The following is a 20,708-nucleotide window of genomic DNA, read 5'->3' as shown; positions in this document are numbered from 1 at the left end:
TTCTAGGAAGGCTTATCCAGCCAGACTAAAATACACCTGTCGAGGAGGAATTTTATGTTTTATCATGTAAAAGAACTGCAATTCGAAGCAAGGCCAGAACGTCCGGATCCCTTGTTTGCCAAGAAGCTGCAAGAGCTGATCGGCGGGCAGTATGGAGAAATGACCGTTGCCATGCAATATATGTTTCAGGGATGGTCTACACGCGGCAACGAAAAGTACCGGGACCTGCTTTTGGATATAGGTACAGAAGAAATCGGACATGTTGAAATGCTTGCTACCATGGTTGCCCGCCTGCTAGATAACGCACCTGTCAAGGACCAGGAAGATGCAGCAAAAGATCCTGTCATTGGTGCAGTCCTCGGCGGGATGAATCCGCAGCACGCGATTGTAAGCGGACTTGGTGCCCGCCCGAGCGACAGTGTCGGCAACCCTTGGATGGGCAGCTATACCATTGCAAGCGGCAACCTTCTGGCTGACTTCAGGGCTAACCTGAATGCAGAATCCCAGGGGCGCCTGCAGGCCGTACGCCTGTATGAAATGTCTGATGATGCTGGAGTTAAAGATTTGCTTTCTACCCTCATTGCCCGCGATTCTTACCATCAGAATCAATGGATGGCAGCAATCGCTGAACTTGAGGAAAAAGAAGGCATCATTACACCAAGCACATTCCCTCGCGAACTTGAGAAAAAGGATATTGCTTATAAACTATATAATCTTTCTGAAGGCCAGGAAAGCGGCGCAGGACGGTGGGCAAGCGGACCTGCACTTGATGGCCAGGGAGAATATGAATATGTTGCTGATCCTAAACCGAATGCCGAGAAGCCATTTCTGAACCCGGCTCCTAAAAGCCTTCATAATACGCTGCCGGAAGACTTAAAAAATCAATAAAGAAAGAGTCATGGCCCGGGGTATCCAGCTCCGGGTTTTTTCCTGCAGCCGGGAAAAATATGAAAAAGCAGCAGGAGGATCAAAATGAGCGTATTCAATGTAATCAGCCATAGACCCTACCCTCTTCCAAAGTTACCCTGGCTAATGACGCAGACTTGGACTGATGTGGTGTTTGTACATTGGCCAGTGGAGGCTTCTTCCATCAGAAGCTCTGTGCCTGATGGTATGGAAATAGATATTTACGGAGGCCAGGCATGGATCAGTGTAGTTTTTTTTTCTCTGAAGGAAGCAGGCTTGATAATCACCCCGAGATTTTCGCTAAAAGAAAAAGTCCATGAAATGAACGTCCGGACCTATGTGAAGAGAAATGGAAAACAGGGAGTCTATTTTTTCAGCCTTGATACGAATTCCCTGCTCAATACAGTTGGTCCGAGACTTGCTTATTTCCTCCCATATTTTTGGGCTGATTTGAAAAAAGAAAGAAATAATGAAAGCTTAACCATAAAAGCTGCCAGGAAAAGCAGCCATCGTAAATACAAATGCAGCTTAAGCACCTGCGGACAAACATACACAGCTGAAAAAGGGTCACTTGATGAGTGGCTGACTGAGAGATATTGTTTATTCAATAGAATAGGGGGGCGATATTTAAGGACGGATATCCATCATAAAAAGTGGAGATTGATGCAGGCGGAGGGCAGGGCAGCAGAGAATTCCTTTTTACCGCCGGAGCTTGAAGGTGCAGCCGCAGAAACACCTATCTTCCATTATTCCAAGAGCCAGACCGCCTTCATATGGCCATGGATGCTGGATTAAAAAATAACAGCCGTCAAATGCGGCTGTTATTTTTTCCTGTTCTGATGCATTTCTGCCAGCTGCCTTTTGACTTCGTTGTACGACAGTCCCGAAGCTGCATTTTTTTTCTTTACTTCTTCAATATCAGTTCCTGCAGCAGTATACCTTTTATTAGACTCCAAGCATATTCCCTCCAGTTCTTTTTATTTAACAGGTTAAAAAGGCAGAACCTGCACATACTAGAAAAAAAGGAGGCGGTTCCTATTTTTTTCAACAAGAGAGCACAAGAAGAAAAGCCAGAAGATATCTTAATGGATACTGAAGTATACTCCTGCGCCGGTGAATCCTGCAATGGGTGGATGAGGAAAGATTTCGCATCCGATGACTTATTATGCCCCCTTTGCGGAACAGGTATGACTGCTGAAATAAGAGAGCTTCCAAAGATTTGATGCTGCACGATTAATGGGAAGAAGCCTGAACCTTTGTCAGGCTTCTTTTTGTTGGCATAACGCAGAGTATTTATGCCGTGTTCCTGGAACAAGGCATTTCCGCTTTTCTATTGTCCAGCTCCGCCGGCTAGAGCCTCGAGTCATAAGCCACGCAAGGATTAAAGGCAAAGAACGCCTTTTATCCTTGCGCGTCTTATGCTTGTCGGCTCTGGGCAAGCCGCTTCCGCTTTTCTATTCATAATGTTCTTCAAATGCTTTTTCTGCGGCGGCTTGTGAGGTGAACAGGGCGTCGTCGTCCTCAATTACGTGAAAGGTTTCGTTTAGGAACAGGGCATACGCGTTGGGATCTTTGGGATGCTGGACGATTTCTGCTGCCCGGATATTTGAGACCGTAGGGGTATGGGGGTTGTTATATATAACAAATACTTCATCCCCGGCTTTTACTTCTTTAGGATTGATCATATCCATATTGGCATTCTCCTTTATAAGTTCTCGTTTTGCTGTCCAAATTCGCCTGCAGCTATGATGCTATTGGCTGTTTCCAGTGATTCATGCTCATTGACAGAGTCTCCGGGCGTATTTCTTTCGTTTATCCCGCGAGCATCAGTGTCTATTGTCATTTCAGGCTCAGAAGGTGCAAAATTCTTAGGGTCTTCTGTTTCTTTCTCCTGCAAGTATATCCCCTCCTTTTTTCGAACCATCTATTTAAAAGTTTTTCCTGATGTATCTCCACTATGCATTACGACCAAATTAAAGCAGAGGCTTTAGGATCTGAGCAGCGGGAATACGCATAACAGATAGAAAAAAAGGAGGCAGGGAATGTTTAAAAATAATGCAGAAAGAATAATCTCAGATATCCAGAACCACAGCATTAGGATTGATAATTTTAATGACTTGGATGCAGCAGCAGAAGCTGCCGGCAGCTCCCAGTTCGTCCTACTTGGTGAAGCGTCCCATGGAACATCTGAATTTTATACCTGGAGGGCAGAGCTGACGAAGAAGCTTATCGGACAATATGGCTTCAAGGCCGTCTGTGTTGAAGGGGACTGGCCATCATGTTTTGAGGTTAACAGCTATATCAAATCGTATAATCAGCGCCTGCCACAGGATGTACTGAAAGCAGCATTTAACAGATGGCCGGAGTGGATGTGGGCCAATCGTGAGATCCAGGACTTTATCGTATGGCTCAGGGATTATAATGAGCAGGCAAAAAAAGATATGATTGGCTTTTACGGTTTGGATGTCTACAGTTTATGGGAGTCCATGGAGGAAATCATCCAGCATCTTGAAAAAGACAGCTCCAATGATGCAGAAGCTGCCAAAAAAGCTTTTTCGTGCTTTGAGCCTTATTACAGGAATCCTGAGGACTATGCGGTGTCATCGGGCTTTTATGGAGAATCGTGCGAGGAAGAAGTAATGGAGCTGCTGTTAAATATCCGGAGAGACTTGGCAAAATACCCTCCCCAAAATGAAACGGCGCTTAACCTTTCAGTCAACAGCCTTGTTGCCCTTCATGCAGAAAGTTATTACCGGTCAATGGTAAAAGGAGGCGCTGAGGACTGGAACATTAGGGACAGACATATGGTCAGCGCAATTGAGGAAATCATTAAATACTATGGTGAAGCTACAAAGATCGTCATCTGGGAGCATAATACGCATATCGGTGATGCAAGAGCAACTGATATGGAAATGCATGGGATGACGAATGTCGGCCAGATTCTCAGGGAGAGGTATGCCGGCAAAGTATTTGCGCTCGGTCTGGGAACATACGACGGGACTGTGATTGCCGGACGCAGCTGGGGAGAGAGAAGGGAAGTGATGCTTCTGCCTCCTGCAGCAGAAGGTAGCTGGGAGGATTTGCTGCACCGGGCTGGTGCACATAATAAGCTGATTCTCTTCAGCAGCGAAAATCGCAGCCTTTTTCAAGAAACGATTGGACACAGAGCGGTGGGAGTCGTATATAATCCGGAATTTGAACTCAATGGAAATTACGTTCCTTCACAGATTTCCGACCGGTACGATGGTTTTCTTTTCATTGACCGCACTTCTGCTTTAAGATCTCTTGACTAAAGAGGGTGAGCCTGAATCAGGCTCACCCTTTGTTACATTATTGATAGCTGTCCGCCAGTTCATCAACAAGAGAACCGACAAAAGAAACAGCTTTCCTGATCGAATCCGGCTTGCTCATATCAACGCCCGCGTCCTTGATAAGCTCCAGCGGCTTTTTCGTTCCTCCGGCTTTCAGTACATCGATCCACTGTTCAACGGCAGGCTGTCCTTCTTCCTTGATCCTTTGTGCAACAGCAGTTGATACAGTCAATCCCGCAGAGTAAGTATACGGGTACAGACCCATGTAGTAATGAGGCTGCCTCATCCATGTCAGGCTTGCCCCTTCATCGATTTCAACTGAACTGCCCCAGAAGTCTTCAAGCACCTGTTTCTTCTCCCTGGATAATAAAGCAGCCGTCAGGGGAACCCCTTGCTCCGCCAAAGCGTAGACTCTTCTCTGGTATCTGCCTTCCAGGAGATGTGTAACAAAGTTATGATAATAGGTTCCAAGTAGCTGAAGGATGACCCAGCGCTTCATCCGCGGATCTTCGGTGCCTTCCAGTAGATGCTGCCCCAGCAGAAGCTCATTGATCGTCGATGGCGCTTCTACAAAATAAGTGGAAGGACGGGTATTCATAATACGCTGATTTTTATTTGCCAGGTAGAAATGGCCGGCATGGCCCAATTCATGGGCAAGCACGAATGCACCGCGCATTGTATCTGTCCATGTGATCAGAATATACGGGTGCGAGCCGTACGGGCTTGAACAGAACGCACCTGTAGATTTGCCGATATTATCTGCAAGGTCCACCCATCTGTCTTCAAGGCCTTTTTTCATGATTTCTGTATATTCTGGCCCCATCACCTGAAGAGCTTCCAGGATGACTTCACTGGCAGACTCATAGGTGGTGGCCGGGTTGAATTCCGGGTCAAGCGGCGCCTTAAGGTCAGCAAATGTCATCCTATCAAGTCCGAGTACCGTCTTCTTCAGTTCAGCATACTTGCGCATAATAGGGGCCAATTCTTCTCCGATGATATCAAGCTGATTGTGGTACATTTCCTCTGTAACCTGCTGAGGCTCCAGCAGCATTTCTGTTGCAGATTCATACTTTCTCGCCCGGGACAGAACGACCTGCCGTTTCACTTCTGCTGAATAAGCGGCAGCAAACGTGTTTTTATACTGCTTCAGTGTATCAGTGAAAGATTCATAAGCAGCTCTTCTTGTATGTGTATCAGGCGAAAATTCATAACGATCTTCAAACAGGGCAAAAGAGTTTGGCAGTACATTGCCCTCCTTGTCCTTAAATGAAGCGAACTGCATATCTGCCAGCTTGCTGTTTTGATAAACCTGATATGGAGAGGCATGTACCTCGCCAAGTGAGGCAAGGACTTCTTCAGTCTCTGGGCTGAGCTTATGTTTTTTTGTTTCAAGAAGCTCTTCAAGATTTTTTCTGAAGGCTTCCAGCTCTGGCTGTTCTTTTATGTATCTCTCAAGCAGCCCATCTTCAAAAGCCAGGATCTCGGACTCAATGAAAGAAAGGACGGAGTTCACTTTTGCCCGGAGTGACGCTGCCAGCGATGCGTTGGACTGATTGTCAGGATCTGATCCATCTTCAGATTGGCGCAGGGAAGCATAGGTTCCGGCCTGGACCATCCTGATGGAGTAAGCTTCCTGTGCCAGCAGGCATTCCTTCAGGACAGCAGAGCCGCTGGCAAGCCTGCCTTTATATGAATCAAACCGGGACAGGTCAGCCTCCAGGCTTTCAAGCTCACTCTTCCAGTTTTCTTCCGAAGAGAACAAATCATTTAAATTCCATGTAATAGCCTCAGGGACCTCTGAGCGTGCTAGTCTTTTGACAAGTGTTTTTTCAGTCATTTATAAAAAGCCTCCTTTATATAAAACGGGAAGATGTTTCGAAACCCTAAAGAAATTATACTTCATCGGAAGGCATTTTCCTATCCTTTATCTAAATATTTTTAATCTTTGTACATAAAAAAACGGGCTAAGCCCGTTTCCGATTACTACTCATGTTTTTTAGCCAGGCATCTGTCGCATTCCAGCAAATAGGCTTCTGCCTGTTCTTCCATATGTTCGCCGCATTCCGGGCATTCCTTCTTCGGAAGGTTCCTGAAAAATTCAACTGGGTTCTTAATCATGATAATTCCTCCTTTTATAATACAACTAATTTATATTGTTTCTGTTATAGTACAGTATACCTTCAGTTGATTTATTTGTGAAGGATAAACTGCAAATTTTTTAGATTTTTCCACCCGATACAAAATTTAGGTAAAAATTCGAGAAGCGAAATATGGCTGTTAAATGCTTGTCATGAACGTAAAGGATTTATTATCTGCCTGTTCTTTTTCTCAGAATATTTCATGCTATGATAGATTCCGTTAGCGAGAAATAGCTATCAGGAGGTAATCAGATGAAAAAACAAATTTTATCATTAGTGGCTGCAGCAGCCGTGGCCGGAGCAGCCGGATCCAATGTACAAGCAGATGAAATTTCCGTAGAAAAGGGAGATACCCTTTGGGGGCTTTCCCAAAAATATGAAGTAACAGTAAATGATATTAAGCAGTGGAATGATTTGTCTTCAGACATGATCAGAGCAGAAACCACTCTTTCTATTTTTCCAGAAAAAAAATACATAATTAAATCCGGGGATACGCTATGGGCTATAAGCAGGAATCATGGCGTTTCCGTCAGTGATTTAATGCACTGGAACAATCTGTCGTCAGACTTGATCTACCCTGAACAGGCCCTTGTCATTCATCCGAAAGGAAGCATAAAGGAAAAACCGGCAGCACCAGCGCCTAAAGGGCAGGAACAGACTGAAAAACAGCAGGCCGTACAAGCTGCTGAAAAGTCTCCTGCTCCTGAAAAAACAGCCCCTGCTGAGTCTAAGCCTGCTGAAAGCGAAGGTACTGTAAGCACCCAGCCTGCTCCTGAAGCCAGTGCACCAGTAGCGCAGGAAGAGGTCGGCAAGGAAATCACCGTTACTGCAACCGCCTATACTGCCAGCTGTGAAGGCTGTTCCGGCGTAACATCTACTGGAATTGATTTAAATGCAAATCCAGATCAGAAAGTCATATCGGTAGATCCCAATGTCATTCCTTTAGGTTCCAAGGTATATGTCGAAGGATATGGCAATGCGATTGCCGGAGATACAGGGGGCAGCATTAAAGGCAATAAAATTGATGTATTTATCCCGACTAAAGAAGAAGCAATCAAGTTTGGCAGACAGACATTGACGGTCAGGATACTTGATTGATATATGTAATGTAAGAAAGAGGCCGGAGACACCATTCGGCCTCTTTCTTTTTTATACTATTGTTCTTTCATCTTCCTCTTTTTGCGTTTGTTTATCTTTAATCACGAAACGCTGCACAGGCTGTGTCAGCTGATAAAAGCGGTCTTCAAGAAAATTGCTGACAGCAGCAAATCGATCATGCATGCCAGAACGCAGATCTTCGTAGTGCCTGCCCAGTTTCTGAAGCAGATCCTCCTGTTTATCCAGACGTTCCATAATGGTCAGATGGGTCATTTCATGCAGATCTCCGAGAGAATCCACTTTATTCTTCAATTCTTCGTGTTCTTCTAAAAGGCCGTCAGGCGGAAGCAGATTATCCATCTTTCGGGAGAGTTCCAGCATCATCGCTTCCTGGATAATTTGCTGGTCATTCCATTTCTCCTGCCGGGCACTTTTCTGCTCCACGCTTTCTGTAAGCTGCAGGTGGTGACTTTCCATCATTTCGAGCCGCTGAAGGATTCTCAAGCCAGCTTCTTCCTGCTTTAGCATACATTCTTTCAGCTGTTTTAAATAAACTTCCTCCAGCCCGGCCAGGTCCTCAGAATGCCGGTCTGCTGCAGCAAGCAAATCGGCCTTAAAAGATTCGATTGACCGTGAGACAGCCTCTCTGAATAGACTGTTTTTGTAGATCACCTGATTCCCGCGGGCAGACACTTCCAAATTCTCAGTAAATATGATGGGCGAAATTCCTGAATTAGCATGGTTGCTGATAGGGCACAGCTCCTTTCTGATTTTAGGTTATCCTATGTAATGATTGCAGAAAAGCTGCAAATAATAGGCAGGTGACCCATTCAGGGAAGAACAGATCGGGAGGCGGATATGGAAATATTTTCATTTGATGAAGGCAGTCAGGCTGACATTGCAGGAACCATCATGATTGCGCCTGAAGAAAGATCTTTTTGGCTGGCATTTTGCACCTTCAATATCCACTGGAGGGGGGAAGTGATTCAAACCAGGGATGATATTCTAATAGGTGAGAGGGAGCAGCTGAAAAGGGAGTACAGCATTTTTCATGATCTTTATCAGCAGCTTTTGATGCAGCTGCCGTGGAAAGATGCATCTGGTCTGAAAATGAATCTAAAGCTTGACGAAGGGCTGCTATACTTGATCTTTACGGAAATGGACACTTTCAGGGAATACTGCTGGGAAGCTGGGGACACAGAAGGGGAAGAACTTTGCAGCTCTTACAGGATACTTCTAAAGTCGCTGATTGAAGAGGATTTAAACAGCAAAAAATAAGCCCCGCCATAATAGGCCGGGCTTTTACTTTATTGAAATAATTTTTCGTCGATGACCTCATGATTATCGTCCATTACGGTCACCTTGCTCGGCTTATTTTCTTTAGCCATTTTTTCAGCTTCTTCCACTGCTGCCGTTCTGCTGCCGAATTGTGCTGCTGGTGCTGCATCTTCCAGCTTGACCAGCCAGAGGTTTTCATCCTTATTTGGTACAACTGCATATTCTTTAATCATATAAAAAACTCCTTTCACTTTCTTAATGGTTTTTTTCCCTTTCCGCACCCTGCTAAACCGGGAATATGATTTCTCTGAAAGGAGATAGTAACATTAAAAAGGGAGTGATTAACTTGCCTGAGGATAAAAAAGAACCGACTATGGCGCCGGGCATTGATGACAGTGACGAACTGAACCAGGATGCTTCCGCACAGGAAAGGCAGAAAGGCGAATATACCAATGTGACTGCATTAGTTCTGGATGAAGCGGATCCAAGCTGATAACACGTGTGTTTATGCTAAAGTATCAAAGGGTATTTGAATGCTACCATGAATAGAAAGGAAGATAATGATGCTGAAATTTATCATAGGGGCACTTTTGGTGCTGTGGCTGCTTGGCTTCATTTTTAAGATTGCTGGAGGGATCATCCACATTCTCCTCGTAATTGCTGCTGTTCTGCTCGTCATCAATCTTATCAAAGGAAGAAGAACCAGCTAGATAAGGCCTCCAGGCGGAGGTCTTTTTTGTTAAACATTTGATTTTGGGCTCATTTCATCACAGCTGAAATGAGCCCAAAATCAACAAGGTACACTAACACAGGATTTTTTGTATTTAAATATTAAATATTTACTCTATTCATAATATTTAAAAATTATTTAGAAATATCTTTTTGTTTCGACTTTCGAACAAAAAAGGGTTGAAAAAAGTATGAAAACTAGTTAAATTATAAATTGTCAGTAAATAACCTATTTAAAAAAAGGGTCAACAGAAAAAGGAGAGAGAGAAGAATGAAAAAATTTATGGCATTATTAATGGCTTCCCTTATGACTGCCGGCTTGGCAGCGTGTTCCGATGACACGTCTAAAGAGGCTGACACCGAAAAGGACACTTCAGCCGCCGAGACTGAAACAGCTGAACAGGCTGACAGCAGCAAAGAACAAAAATCTGCGCTCCTCAGCTACCAATCTGAAGTCACCAAGCTAATCCGCAGTACTGAGGCATCTTTTGCAGAAGAAGGCAAAGATCCTGCAGAAGCAGCTTCTGCTTTTGAACCTGGTTTAGACGGAATTGAAATCCCTGAAGAATTGAGCGACTATTCTGCAGATATCGAAGGTGCATCTGACAGCCTCGTTCAATATTTCACAAAAAAAGGCGAACTTCTTAAGGCCGGGTCAGAGGACCTTGCTGAAGCTGAGACATTCAAAGAAGAGTATATTGCGGGCATGACCAAGGTCTTTGAGGGTGTTGATATTTCGACTCCAGCTTTCAAAGGCATGTTCCAATAATCAGAATGAAATTCTAGCAGCATCAGAAAGGCCGGTCCACTCTTGTGGCCGGCCTTTCGGTTTGTTCAGTTATGGAACATCATGACCCATGGAGCTTTGAAGGATTTCAAACCACTGATGGTTGTCCAGCTTCAGTTTCATGCTATTAACTGCTTTTTCAATTCTTTGCTTTTTGCCTGATCCAATGATCGGCATAATCCGTGCCGGATGGTTCAGAAGCCATGCATAGAGAACCTCATCAATGTCACCCGCTCCTATTTCCCCTGCTATATTTTTCAGGGCAGCCTGAAGCCTTTTTGCCCTTTCATCCTGAGCGGAAAAGATCCTTCCTCCCGCGAGAGGGGACCAGGCCATAGGAGCAATTCTTTTTTCCAGGCAATGATTAAGTGTCCCATCTTCGAAATTTTCAAGATGGTAAGCAGAAAGCTCAATCTGATTTGTGACCAGCTGAAACGGCAGATAAGATTGAAGCATATCAAATTGGTGGTTTTTAAAGTTGGAAACGCCAAAGTTTCTGACCTTTCCCGCTTTCTTCAGTTCAATGAAAGCCTGTGCGGTCTGTTCAGGATCCATGAAAGGATCAGGACGATGGATAAGCAGTGCATCCAGATAGTCTGTCCCTAAATTCTTTAAAGAATAATTGACCGACTCTATAATATGCTCACGGCTGGTATTATAGTGGTGTGATTTATGCTGCGGCCTGTTGGGTGATTGGAGGACGATTCCGCACTTAGTGACAATCTCCATCTTTTCCCTTAATTCAGGTTTCAGAGCAAGCGCTTTCCCAAACAGATCCTCACAGGTGTAGCCACCATAAATATCGGCATGGTCAAAGGTTGTGATGCCCATCTCCAGGCAGTATTCTATAAGCGAAAGTGTTTCCTGGTCTGACTGTTTCCAGTCAGCAAGCCTCCAAAGACCATGGATGATCCGTGAAAAAGATAAATCCTCATTCAGTTTTATTCTTTCCATTTTATACAGCTCCTCATGAGTAAAGTTAATAAATATGTATCCGAAAAGCCTTAAACGGCCTGACGGTCTTGTCCATCCAGGGAGGCTCTTGCCAAAAGGGTCTTCCTGTAGGAAAAGTTCTCTTCATCCAGAATCAGTATGCGGGATGAATAGGTTATATGCTCCAAGTAATTCTTCTTAAGGCCTTCGTAAAAAAGCATAAAGTCTTTAGTATCGCTTCGAATTTCTTCATCAAAGATGCCGGAGCTGCTGCCTGCGACATTTTTATACCTTTTGCAAATTCTTTTCGCTTTTTTGACAAGCTGCTGCGCTTCCTTCATTTTGTAGATCCATTGCAGACTGGAAAAAAACTCTTCCATATCCTTGGCGAACTGGCTTTTCACCTCTACATTTATCTGATCCACTGTGAGTGTTCTCCCCGGCAGTATAAATCTTTCAGCCATGATTTTTTCAGTGAGCTGGGGATTGCGCTCAAATGCAAAAAATATCCGCAGTGTGTTATAAGAATCAAACATCGGGTTATGCGTTTCTCCGACGAAATCCAGCCCATACAGTGCCAGGGCGTTTTCAACAGAGGGTGTATTATTAGCCGCACGGTTTGAAAACACTTCCTGGAAATCGACATATCTGGAATTGATTTTTTCAATTGTGGCAGACGGGATCCCATGTCTGGCTGCATCAGCATTCAGTCGGGACAGATCGCTTTTGGACCATGAATAGAACCTGGTTTTCTTCACTCCATTAACCCAGTAAAGAAAAGTGGAAAATACATCAGCAAATCTGTCTGCATCCCTGAGATCTTTATCTTCAATGCCGGTCAGCCTTTTGCAGAACATACTGAGCGGCTTATGATTTTCCGGCTTTATATACTCATCGAAAAATGAAAGCTTCTCTGTAATCAGATCATATTTTACTGCACCAAGCCTGATTGCCTCCATATCTTCAAACAGCATCCCTTTGTTCGAACAGAGCATCTCAAAGTCAAAAAAAACATATTGCGTCAGTTCAGCCATTTTACACCCTCCTTTCCTAACAGTTCATTATAGTTGAATTCACGGTTTTAGGAAAGGAAATATTTTTCCATATATACAAACGAATTCTTACTTGGCGCTGTGTGTTAAGCGCCGCTGCTGATTAAGGGCTCACTTAGCCACACATTCAGGACACCTGAACGGCATATGGAGCAACAGTTCACAGAAATGCCGGATCAGCACATAACACTTACAGAGTATTATTGAACCTTACGCTGTAAAGAACCTTATTTATGACGAATGTTCTTTGCAGAAACGGGTATTAACATTGTAACAAAACCAATTGCAGAGGAGTGGAGCCGGTGAAAAAGATATACACCCTGGCAGCCGCTGCAGCCATAGTACTTTCAGGCTGCGGTGCCGAGGATGACCAAGAAACCGTTTCAGATGAGCAGAATACGACAGAAGGGTATAACGAACAGACAAATACGGAAGGAGAGGAGGAAAAGTTAAGCGCAGGAGAACTGGATGACCGCATCACAGAAGGAATGGATTATGGGACCTATTCAGCAGAGGTTCAGTCATGGGCTGAAAAAGGCCAGCTGGAATTTAAAGAATCGGTCAAGCTTGATGGCGGCGAGGAAGGGACGCTGGCTGACATCCATCAGCTTGCAGACGGATTCCTTGCAGTATCACATGATGGGCAGCAGGTAACGGAAGTACTCGTTTTCACAACCATCGAAGAAGCAAAGGAAACCCTGAAGGGTGAAACAACCCCCGGCACATCTTCGTGATAAATTAAGCAAAAATAACTTAATTAACGAAAGGACGGATCGTTCATGATAACTGTTAATGCAGAGCTGCGCTTTGAAGGAAAGATAGATAGAGATGATATGAGGACAAAGCTGGAAGGATACTTGCAGGGGACTGAGTTCGAGATTCTTTCTATAGATGAGAAAGATCACAGCCAGACACCTTTGGCAGATGAAAACAACAAAGAATATAAACATCATAAGCTTCCTTCCCAGCCTGAAGGCGCTGCACCGGATGTTAACACTTCCGGGGCGGGCGGAATGGTTTCACCGGATACGGATGACTACAGCAAAAATTAGGGATAGATCAACACAGGGCGCCGAAAGCCCTGTGTTTTTCTTATGAAAAGAGACCTGGATGTTATCTTATATTCTATTATTCATTGGAGATCCATATGATGGTATAAAAACCTATTTGAGGTGCTGAAATGGGAATTCATGTTGTATCATACGGTGACACCATATGGCAGATTGCCAATGAATATTCTGTTTCCCCAGCCGACATCTTACTTCTTAATGGATTGAAGGACGCCAATGAAATAGTGCCCGGGCTGGCGCTGTATATCCCTCTGGACACTCTGCCTGTCCGCTCTCATATAATAAGGGAGGGAGACACCGTTTATCGGCTTTCTCTTTTTTATCAGACACAAATTGATTCTATTCTTAAAGCAAATCCCGGCTTGAATCCATATAATCTTAGGCAAGGACAGAACATATTCATTCCTTCACCACTTAAATACGGCATTCAGACGCTTGGTTTTATATTGCCTTACAATACTGAGGCTCTTTTCCCCATACTGGAAGGAATTTCGCCCCTCCTTACCTATCTTGCCATCACTGCCTATTCATTCCGGGCAGAGGGAACTGCCTACAGGCTCCTTGATGACACATCTGTTATCAATAAAAGCAAAGAGCTGGGCATCCTCCCGCTGCTCATGATCCGCAACTATCAGAATGGCGACTTTGATCCGGAACTGGCCGGAAGCGTGCTGGGAAATAGAAGGTATACAGCCAATCTGGTCAGCAGTATTGCCAGTCTGGCTAAAGAGAAGGGTTACAGCGGCGTCAGCATTGATTTTGAATTCATACCTCCGCCGCAAAGGAACAGCTTTTCCCGATTTCTTGCTGAGCTGAAGCTTGCCCTTGGAAATCTGATTCTTCATGTCAATGTCCATGCAAAAACAGAGGATATTCCTTCAAACAGGATCATTGGCGCCTATGATTATGAGGCAATCGGTGCTGCTGCAGATATTGTTGCCGTCATGACAATCGATTACGGTTATCCCGGCGGGCCGCCTGAGCCTGTTTCACCGCTGCCATGGATGGAGGATGTAGTCAAGTACGCCATTACCCAGATTCCTCCGCGTAAGCTGCAGATTGCCCTGCCCTTATACGGGTATGACAAATTCGGACCGGACAACAAAACTGTCTCTCTGTCAGTTCTCCAGGCACAGAACCGGGCAATAGAAAAAGGCGCTAATATCCAGTATGACAGCAACAGGGCAGCACCATTCTTTACTTATTACGATGAGGGGCAGCTCCATACCGTCTGGTTTGATGATATCCGCAGCTATATGCAGAAATACCTTCTTATGGACCGTTATCAGCTACTGGGCACCACTTTCTGGCAAATCAGCCTCCGTGCCCCGCAAAGCTGGCTCGCCCTTTATAACAGCTATCATGTCGTGCGGCAGGAATAGGAGGTTTATTATTGTTTCTGCTGTAAATAATTCCATTCATAATAGATCGGTCATGCAGTGCAAAATAAGACCGTTACATTATTATGAAAAGGGGTTAACAGAATGAGCAAAATGAAATTCAGCTTTTTGCCAGCAGTTTTTGCAGTGATGCTGGTGTCTGCCTGCGCCTCTAATAATGCTGCAGATGACAGGCAAGGCGGCCTCAACACATTGAATGCCGGGAATGGCAGACAGGGCCAGACCAACTTTTTAAATGACCGCAGCAGCCAGCAGTCAAAAGGAATGATGGAAAGCCTTCAGGAAATCAACAATGGATTTATTACGATTGATCCGAATGCTTACAGCACTGGCATGCCAAGCGAAGAATTCCCGCATGGTGAACAGCAGGATAATGGCATGTTCCGTTTTTATACGGGTGAAGAAAGAGGGCAGCAAGGACAGGAAGGACAGCAGGCAGCTCCAGGACAGAATCAAGCAGAACAGGGAGCAGGCATGGAGCCTGGCACTCAGTATGGGGCAGGCCAGGGAACAGCGCCTGGCGGCCAGGGTGACCAGGGGCAGAATGGCGCTGAGGAACAGGGACAGCAAAAGGCAGGAGACACTGACCAAAGCATCAGCGATATGGAATCCAAAGTCATCGAGCTGACTAATGCAGAAAGAACGAAGAACGGCCTTGCTGCATTGAAATCTGACAGCTCTCTGAGCGGGGTTGCCCAGGAAAAATCAGATGATATGCAGGCCAAGAATTACTTTTCCCATACTAGTCCAACTTATGGCTCCCCATTTGATATGATGCGGGACTTTGGAGTGGAGTATTCAACAGCAGGTGAGAATATTGCCATGGGACAAAGATCTGCAGAGGAAGTCGTCGATGCCTGGATGAAAAGTGAGGGGCACCGCAAGAATATCCTCAGCAGCAAATTCACCCATATAGGAGTAGGGCATACAGGCGAAGGTAATTACTGGACACAAATGTTCATTGGAAAATAGAAGGAGAAAAGAAGTGCTTTTCATGGGCACTTCTTTTATTTGCCTGAAAATTTCGTATTGCGAAACTTTCAGATACCGGATAAAATAGACAAAAACCGCACTGGAGTAAAGGAATGAACAGAAAAGTAATATTATATGTAAAAGCTTTTTCAGATTTTGGCACCTTTATGGATACAATTGTCCTCAACGTCCTCATTTATGCTGCTACAGGGAGCACAGGATGGATGGCTGCCGCTATGGCATTCAGGACAGCCGGCGGTGTGTTTTCAAGCATTTTTTCCGGCATACTGGCAGACCGGTTCGACAGAAGAAAGATCATGATCATCAGCGACCTGGCAAGGGGCATTCTGATTTTGTCCCTGATTTCTTTTCCATCACCCTATATGATCATACTCGTATCCTTTGCTATTGGGTTCTCCAACAGCAGCTTTATGGTCAGCTTTAATGCGGAAATCCCCCAGATCTTTGGCGAAAATAAGGTGCTTGAGACAAATGCTCTTATTTCCAGACTTACTTCCGCCAGCCTGGTCGCCGGATTTTTGGCCGCTGGCATCCTGACAGATATTATAGGCTACCATATTACACTGATTATCGATTCAGCTACCTACTTCCTGTCTGCTGCTGTGTTGATGATGCTTAAATGGGAATCGGCACCTGGCAGGAAAGCGGGTGTTCAATCGACGCTTCAAGGGAAGCTGTCTTCAATTTTCTCTGATATAAAAGAGGTCTATGCCTATTTAAAGCTGGCTCCGATGCTTATGCTCGTCAACCTTGTCTTCCTCGCAGGATCTTTTGCCGGAAGCTCCCATAACCTTGGGATTCCGATTTTGGCAGAGGCCCTTAATCCTGACAGACAAAGCTTTTATTATGGGTTGATTTGGAGTACATGGGGAATCGGGTCTATTCTGTCTGCATTCCTCCTGCCGAGGCTCCGGTGGGCAAGGGGCAGCAGAATTTATCTTGCGTGCTTCATTTCTGCCATCCTGATGTCATCAGGGTTTATCATCTTTTTATCAAGCAGCTATATCCCTGCAATATTACTGGTTGCTTTTCTAACCGGTATTTTTGACGCAGCTTTTACGACCCTGCATGCAACCATCCTCCAAAAATCGGCCAATCATATAAGGGGCAGGATATTTGGAGTAGGCATGCTCCTGAAGTCGCTCGGTTTCGCATGCGGATTTATTCTGGCTCCAGCTGTCCTTGACAGTACCAGCCTGCCGGTGCTTGCAGCATCCTTCCATGGCATCCTGATCGTAATGACGCTATTGATCATGGTACGTACATACATATTTGCCAGGACGAAAAATCAGCAGGAAGCGGGGAGTGCTTAACCAGATTGGATTTTTGGCTATAGCCGTGTTATATTATCTTTCATTAAAATGGCCGGCGCTTCTTCCAAAGAAGAAGCAAATGGTGATTGTTGAGTAAAGGAAGAAATATGATGAGCAGCACAAAAAGATATATAGCAGAATGGCAAAAGGCCCTTCAATCAGAAATACAGCATATGAAAAATTATGGAAGCAGTAAATATTCCCTTCACAATGGCATTCTGATATCAAGCCATGAAGGGTTTGTTTATTTTTTTGAGACAGAATCTGCACTGCATGTGCCTATCGGATCACAGGTGAAAATCAGCTGGGGGCATAAAAAAGCTGAAGGAAGGATCCTGTCTTCTGAAGGCCGGAATATCATTGTCTCTGCGGACCAGTATTTGGGTGAGGAACTGCAATATGCATCCCTGCACCATGATCCCTGGGAGCTGATCGATCAGCTCATACAGCGGCTTGATGATATAAAAAAAAGCAAAACGAAGAGGCTGCGGATCAAAAAACTGATGGATCCCTCCATGCCGGCAGCCCATCCGGGAGGAAAGGCAAAATCCCCTGTCCATGAACTTATTTTGAGATCCAAATATAACCCGGTTACATTTGTATGGGGTCCCCCGGGGACTGGGAAAACATATACGCTTGCCCGGACAGCAGCTAATAAATATTTCAAAAAACTGAAGGTGCTTGTTCTATCACACAGCAACCAGGCGGTTGATGTACTGATGGCCGAAATTGCCTCTTTTTCGTCCCGCAAATCCGAAACCAAAGACGGGGATATTCTCAGGTATGGAACGAGAAGCAGCAGTGAAGCACATGCAGGGGGGCTGTTTCATTCCGACAGGCTCATTGAAAAGCACCACCCGGATCTGGCAGATAAAAAATCTCAGCTGATGGAAGAAAAAAGGCTGTTAAAATCTGATTTGGGGCGCTCTTTCAGTAAAAGGGATTCTGAAAAGCTGGTTGAAATTGAAACTAAGCTCGCAGCCGTTCTGGAGAAGATCCGCAAAAAGGAAATTGAATATGTTAAGGATGCAGGCATCATTGGAACCACTCTTGCCAGGGCAGCAGGTGATCCGGCGATTTATGAAAGCCAATTTGATCTTGTCATTGTGGATGAAGCGAGCATGGCTTATGTACCGCAGGCTGCCTTTGCTGCCTCTCTGGGTAAAAGGATCATCATTTGCGGAGACTTCAAACAGCTTCCGCCTATAGCCGCCTCCAGGAGCGAACTGGCAGTCAAATGGCTGAAAGAGGATATTTTCCACCATTCAGGGGCAGCTTCTGCGGTCGGGAATGGCCAGATGCATCCCCATTTGTTTTTGCTGAAAGAACAAAGGAGGATGCATCCGGATATTTCTGCTTTTACCAATAAACATGTTTACCATTCCCTTGTGACTGATTTTGAAGGCACAGCCGAGCTGCGGGAAGGTATTTCCAAATTAAATCCGTTCAAAAACATGGCATCTATTATGGTTGACAGCTCTGAGATGGGAAAGTACGGAGTTAAAGATAATAACAGCGGATCCAGAAGCAACCTTCTTCATCTTGCGCTTTCATTCCAGCTGATCCACGAGGCATATCTGGATGGGGCCAGGTCAATAGGTTATGCTACACCTTACAGGGTTCAAGCTTCATTGATGGAACAGTTCATGGAAGAGGTATACAGCTCTGAAGCTGCTGCTGCAGACATTATTGCGGCAACCGTCCATCGTTTCCAGGGGAGCGAAAGAGATATAATGGTCTTTGACACCGTTGACAGCTTTCCTTTTGAAAAAGCTGGGATGCTTATGACTGGAAAAGACAGTGAAAGGCTGATCAATGTAGCCGTAACAAGGACAAGGGGAAAATTCATACAGGTAGGGGATATCCGTTTTATCAAAGAAAAAGTATATACAGGAAAAACATGGCGGAAACTGGCAGAACACCAGCTCAAGATGGATCAGGCTGTTACTCCCTCCAGTATCGGAAGATGGATCAGGAACCAGCACCAGGCTCTGCAATGGATTCACAGCAGGAAAACCGGCAAAGTTGAAAATGATTTATTACAGGCCAAATCAGCCATCATCATTTCGCTGCCAGCCACCCATGCATTGGACGAAGAATGGACAAAAATAGTGAACGGAATGACTGGAAAGGCCAGTGTCACGCTGATTTCAGACAAAAGGCATGAGACGTTAAAGCATGCCGCTTTCGTTCAAAAAGATGTACCGTTTCCTTTCATCAGCATTGACAGCAGCATCTTATGGCTGGGAATGCCTTTTTGCAGACATGAAGGCATCAGGCCTCCATATATTGCTGTCAGATTTCTATCGGAAAACATTGCCGGCTACGTTGAATCGCAATTTCTGTGAAAAAGCCTGGTACATGCAAGCCAACTAAACATAAAAAGACCCCCTGAAACAGGGGGTCTTGCGTATTGAGGCGGCAGGCTGCACGCCACATCGTGCATTTCCAATAAAGGAGCGCCCGCCGGCTTATTCAATTAGCTCATCGCTCAATAAATATATCACCAATCATCCGCTGATGCAAGATTAAATTTTTCCACAGGGTCTATTATACAAACATATAGGTTTCATAAAAACAGAAAAAGAAGTAAAATTATCTCGAAGTAAAGATTTTTTCTTGAAAAGGAAGTGCATTTGATGAATTTGCTAGCATTGAAAGGCATCCACCATGTTTCTGCCATCACAGCAAACGCAAAAAAGAACTATGAATTCTACACTGACACTTTAGGCATGAGGCTCGTAAAGAAGACGGTGAACCAGGATGATACTTCTGTTTACCATTTGTTTTATGCAGATGAAAGGGGAAACCCGGGAACTGACTTAACCTTTTTTGAAATACCGAATGCAGGGCACACCTACCCCGGAACCAACAGCATCAGCCTCACTTCCCTAAGAGTTCCGAGTGACCGCTCACTTGAGTATTGGCAGGACCGGTTTAAGGAACACGGGGTCGAATATACGGCCATTACTTCTGACAGCGGTAGAAACATGCTTTTTTTCACTGACTTTGAAGATCAAAGACTTGCACTTATTTCTGATGAAGCGAACACCGGGGAAGAAGGAGGGCGCCCTTGGGAGCAAAGCCCTGTTCCCGCAGAGCATGGAATCATAGGTCTTGGACCCGTATTCCTGACTGTCGCCGAACTGAGCCGGACAGAAGATACCCTTGTCAGCCTTTTAGGTTTCCGAAAGAAAGATTCTTATTCCGCATCTGCGCTTGGCGGCCATACAGCACATGTGTATGAAACAGGAAAGGGAGGATCAGGGACCGAGGTACACATCATTGTTCGGGATGACTTGCCAAAGGAAAGGCCAGGCCGCGGAAGCGTGCACCATGTAGCTTTCCGTGTTGAAAACCAGGAAGAGCTGAATAAATGGGTTGCCCTCCTGAAAGAAAAAAGAATCCCCAGCTCTGGATTTGTAGAGCGCTATTATTTTAAATCACTATACTTCAGGGAGCCGAATGGCATTCTGTTCGAGCTGGCGACTGACGGACCAGGGTTCGAAAGTGATGAGCCATTTGAAGAGCTGGGGCAGAATCTTGCACTGCCGCCTTATTTTGAAGACCGGAGAGAAGAGATAGAAGCTAAATTGAAGCCTCTTGATACAGGAAGATAGGCGGAATCCGCCTGTTTTGTGCTCTCTTTAATCATTTGGGCACGCAATCGACAGTTTTCGTAATTTCTTTAAGTTTTGGT

Annotated in this window: 25 protein-coding genes; 16 read left to right on the top strand and 9 right to left on the bottom strand. The window is 45.0% G+C overall.

Going from position 1 to position 20,708, the window contains the following annotated elements:
• Positions 1–54 precede the first annotated feature (54 nt).
• Positions 55–888 carry a manganese catalase family protein gene (locus CYJ37_RS02450; protein WP_101547761.1) on the top strand — a complete coding sequence of 278 codons (834 nt, stop codon included), beginning with the start codon at positions 55–57 and terminating at the stop codon, positions 886–888.
• Positions 889–972: 84 nt separating this feature from the next.
• Entirely contained in the window at positions 973–1,701 is a 729-nt protein-coding gene (locus tag CYJ37_RS02445; protein ID WP_022543858.1) for a DUF2071 domain-containing protein, read from the top strand.
• 26 nt (positions 1,702–1,727) lie between these two features.
• Here the strand turns inward: CYJ37_RS02445 and CYJ37_RS27575 are convergent, their stop codons facing one another.
• Entirely contained in the window at positions 1,728–1,862 is a 135-nt protein-coding gene (locus CYJ37_RS27575; RefSeq protein WP_022543857.1) for a hypothetical protein, read from the bottom strand.
• Here CYJ37_RS27575 and CYJ37_RS27970 point away from each other — a divergent pair.
• Complete coding sequence (locus tag CYJ37_RS27970; protein WP_224950341.1) at positions 1,800–2,129, top strand: cold-inducible protein YdjO-related protein; 330 nt, start codon at positions 1,800–1,802, stop codon at positions 2,127–2,129. The two genes, CYJ37_RS27575 and CYJ37_RS27970, sit on opposite strands and share 63 nt — an antisense overlap.
• A gap of 231 nt (positions 2,130–2,360) precedes the next feature.
• On the opposite strand, the gene CYJ37_RS02435 is transcribed toward CYJ37_RS27970, so the two are convergent.
• The gene (locus CYJ37_RS02435) at positions 2,361–2,597 is read right to left on the bottom strand and encodes a transcriptional regulator SplA domain-containing protein (protein ID WP_009793826.1); all 237 of its coding nucleotides are present in this window, start codon (positions 2,595–2,597) and stop codon (positions 2,361–2,363) included.
• A gap of 14 nt (positions 2,598–2,611) precedes the next feature.
• Positions 2,612–2,803 (bottom strand): hypothetical protein, encoded by a 192-nt coding sequence (locus CYJ37_RS02430; protein WP_374703139.1) that lies wholly within the window; start codon positions 2,801–2,803, stop codon positions 2,612–2,614.
• A 145-nt stretch (positions 2,804–2,948) separates the two neighbouring features.
• Here CYJ37_RS02430 and CYJ37_RS02425 point away from each other — a divergent pair, with 145 nt between their 5' ends.
• A complete protein-coding gene (locus CYJ37_RS02425; RefSeq protein ID WP_101547759.1) occupies positions 2,949–4,199 on the top strand; it encodes an erythromycin esterase family protein in 1,251 nt (416 codons plus the stop codon).
• Between the two features lie 37 nt (positions 4,200–4,236).
• On the opposite strand, the gene pepF is transcribed toward CYJ37_RS02425, so the two are convergent.
• A complete protein-coding gene (pepF, locus tag CYJ37_RS02420; protein ID WP_101547758.1) occupies positions 4,237–6,054 on the bottom strand; it encodes an oligoendopeptidase F in 1,818 nt (605 codons plus the stop codon).
• Positions 6,055–6,200: 146 nt separating this feature from the next.
• On the bottom strand, positions 6,201–6,335 hold the full coding sequence (gene yhfH, locus CYJ37_RS02415) for a protein YhfH (RefSeq protein WP_009793830.1): 135 nt from the start codon (positions 6,333–6,335) through the stop codon (positions 6,201–6,203).
• 272 nt (positions 6,336–6,607) lie between these two features.
• On the opposite strand from yhfH, the gene CYJ37_RS02410 reads away from it, so the two are divergent.
• Positions 6,608–7,453, top strand: coding sequence for a LysM peptidoglycan-binding domain-containing protein (locus CYJ37_RS02410; protein ID WP_101547757.1), 846 nt, complete (start codon positions 6,608–6,610; stop codon positions 7,451–7,453).
• 51 nt (positions 7,454–7,504) lie between these two features.
• On the opposite strand, the gene CYJ37_RS02405 is transcribed toward CYJ37_RS02410, so the two are convergent.
• Positions 7,505–8,125, bottom strand: coding sequence for a hypothetical protein (locus tag CYJ37_RS02405; RefSeq protein ID WP_142385213.1), 621 nt, complete (start codon positions 8,123–8,125; stop codon positions 7,505–7,507).
• Positions 8,126–8,311: 186 nt separating this feature from the next.
• On the opposite strand from CYJ37_RS02405, the gene CYJ37_RS02400 reads away from it, so the two are divergent.
• Positions 8,312–8,731 carry a hypothetical protein gene (locus tag CYJ37_RS02400; RefSeq protein ID WP_094769022.1) on the top strand — a complete coding sequence of 140 codons (420 nt, stop codon included), beginning with the start codon at positions 8,312–8,314 and terminating at the stop codon, positions 8,729–8,731.
• 29 nt (positions 8,732–8,760) lie between these two features.
• On the opposite strand, the gene CYJ37_RS02395 is transcribed toward CYJ37_RS02400, so the two are convergent.
• Positions 8,761–8,964: a DUF2188 domain-containing protein gene (locus CYJ37_RS02395; RefSeq protein WP_022543855.1), complete on the bottom strand. Its 204-nt coding sequence runs from the start codon at positions 8,962–8,964 to the stop codon at positions 8,761–8,763.
• Positions 8,965–9,077: 113 nt separating this feature from the next.
• On the opposite strand from CYJ37_RS02395, the gene CYJ37_RS26990 reads away from it, so the two are divergent.
• The 3 genes from CYJ37_RS26990 (at position 9,078) to CYJ37_RS02390 (ending at position 10,229) form a co-directional block, all read left to right on the top strand.
• Positions 9,078–9,224 (top strand): hypothetical protein, encoded by a 147-nt coding sequence (locus CYJ37_RS26990; RefSeq protein ID WP_022543854.1) that lies wholly within the window; start codon positions 9,078–9,080, stop codon positions 9,222–9,224.
• Positions 9,225–9,294: 70 nt separating this feature from the next.
• Complete coding sequence (locus CYJ37_RS26805; RefSeq protein ID WP_022543853.1) at positions 9,295–9,441, top strand: lmo0937 family membrane protein; 147 nt, start codon at positions 9,295–9,297, stop codon at positions 9,439–9,441.
• A 290-nt stretch (positions 9,442–9,731) separates the two neighbouring features.
• Complete coding sequence (locus tag CYJ37_RS02390; RefSeq protein WP_009793838.1) at positions 9,732–10,229, top strand: hypothetical protein; 498 nt, start codon at positions 9,732–9,734, stop codon at positions 10,227–10,229.
• 69 nt (positions 10,230–10,298) lie between these two features.
• Here CYJ37_RS02390 and CYJ37_RS02385 read toward each other — a convergent pair whose 3' ends face one another.
• Together CYJ37_RS02385 and CYJ37_RS02380 are read right to left on the bottom strand one after the other, a co-directional pair.
• Complete coding sequence (locus tag CYJ37_RS02385; RefSeq protein ID WP_009793839.1) at positions 10,299–11,201, bottom strand: aldo/keto reductase; 903 nt, start codon at positions 11,199–11,201, stop codon at positions 10,299–10,301.
• A 50-nt stretch (positions 11,202–11,251) separates the two neighbouring features.
• The gene (locus CYJ37_RS02380) at positions 11,252–12,214 is read right to left on the bottom strand and encodes a 3'-5' exonuclease (RefSeq protein ID WP_009793840.1); all 963 of its coding nucleotides are present in this window, start codon (positions 12,212–12,214) and stop codon (positions 11,252–11,254) included.
• Positions 12,215–12,534: 320 nt separating this feature from the next.
• Between CYJ37_RS02380 and CYJ37_RS02375 the strand changes: the two genes are divergently transcribed.
• The 7 genes from CYJ37_RS02375 to CYJ37_RS02345 all read left to right on the top strand — a co-directional run bounded on the left by CYJ37_RS02375 (position 12,535) and on the right by CYJ37_RS02345 (position 20,628).
• The gene (locus tag CYJ37_RS02375) at positions 12,535–12,966 is read left to right on the top strand and encodes a hypothetical protein (RefSeq protein ID WP_022543852.1); all 432 of its coding nucleotides are present in this window, start codon (positions 12,535–12,537) and stop codon (positions 12,964–12,966) included.
• A gap of 45 nt (positions 12,967–13,011) precedes the next feature.
• Positions 13,012–13,284 (top strand): hypothetical protein, encoded by a 273-nt coding sequence (locus tag CYJ37_RS02370; RefSeq protein WP_009793842.1) that lies wholly within the window; start codon positions 13,012–13,014, stop codon positions 13,282–13,284.
• Positions 13,285–13,412: 128 nt separating this feature from the next.
• Entirely contained in the window at positions 13,413–14,684 is a 1,272-nt protein-coding gene (locus CYJ37_RS02365) for a glycosyl hydrolase family 18 protein (protein WP_101547755.1), read from the top strand.
• Between the two features lie 102 nt (positions 14,685–14,786).
• Entirely contained in the window at positions 14,787–15,674 is an 888-nt protein-coding gene (locus CYJ37_RS02360; protein ID WP_009793844.1) for a CAP domain-containing protein, read from the top strand.
• A gap of 113 nt (positions 15,675–15,787) precedes the next feature.
• The gene (locus CYJ37_RS02355; RefSeq protein WP_009793845.1) at positions 15,788–17,008 is read left to right on the top strand and encodes an MFS transporter; all 1,221 of its coding nucleotides are present in this window, start codon (positions 15,788–15,790) and stop codon (positions 17,006–17,008) included.
• Positions 17,009–17,118: 110 nt separating this feature from the next.
• Complete coding sequence (locus CYJ37_RS02350; protein ID WP_101547754.1) at positions 17,119–19,356, top strand: AAA domain-containing protein; 2,238 nt, start codon at positions 17,119–17,121, stop codon at positions 19,354–19,356.
• A 291-nt stretch (positions 19,357–19,647) separates the two neighbouring features.
• A complete protein-coding gene (locus CYJ37_RS02345; protein ID WP_022543849.1) occupies positions 19,648–20,628 on the top strand; it encodes a ring-cleaving dioxygenase in 981 nt (326 codons plus the stop codon).
• Positions 20,629–20,708: the final 80 nt, after the last annotated feature.

Source organism: Bacillus sp. UMB0728, assembly GCF_002858875.1.
Lineage (GTDB): Bacteria > Bacillota > Bacilli > Bacillales > Cytobacillaceae > Bacillus_AB > Bacillus_AB infantis.
The sequence above is the reverse complement of the archived record's forward strand: the minus strand, read 5'-3'. Positions and strand labels throughout refer to the sequence as shown.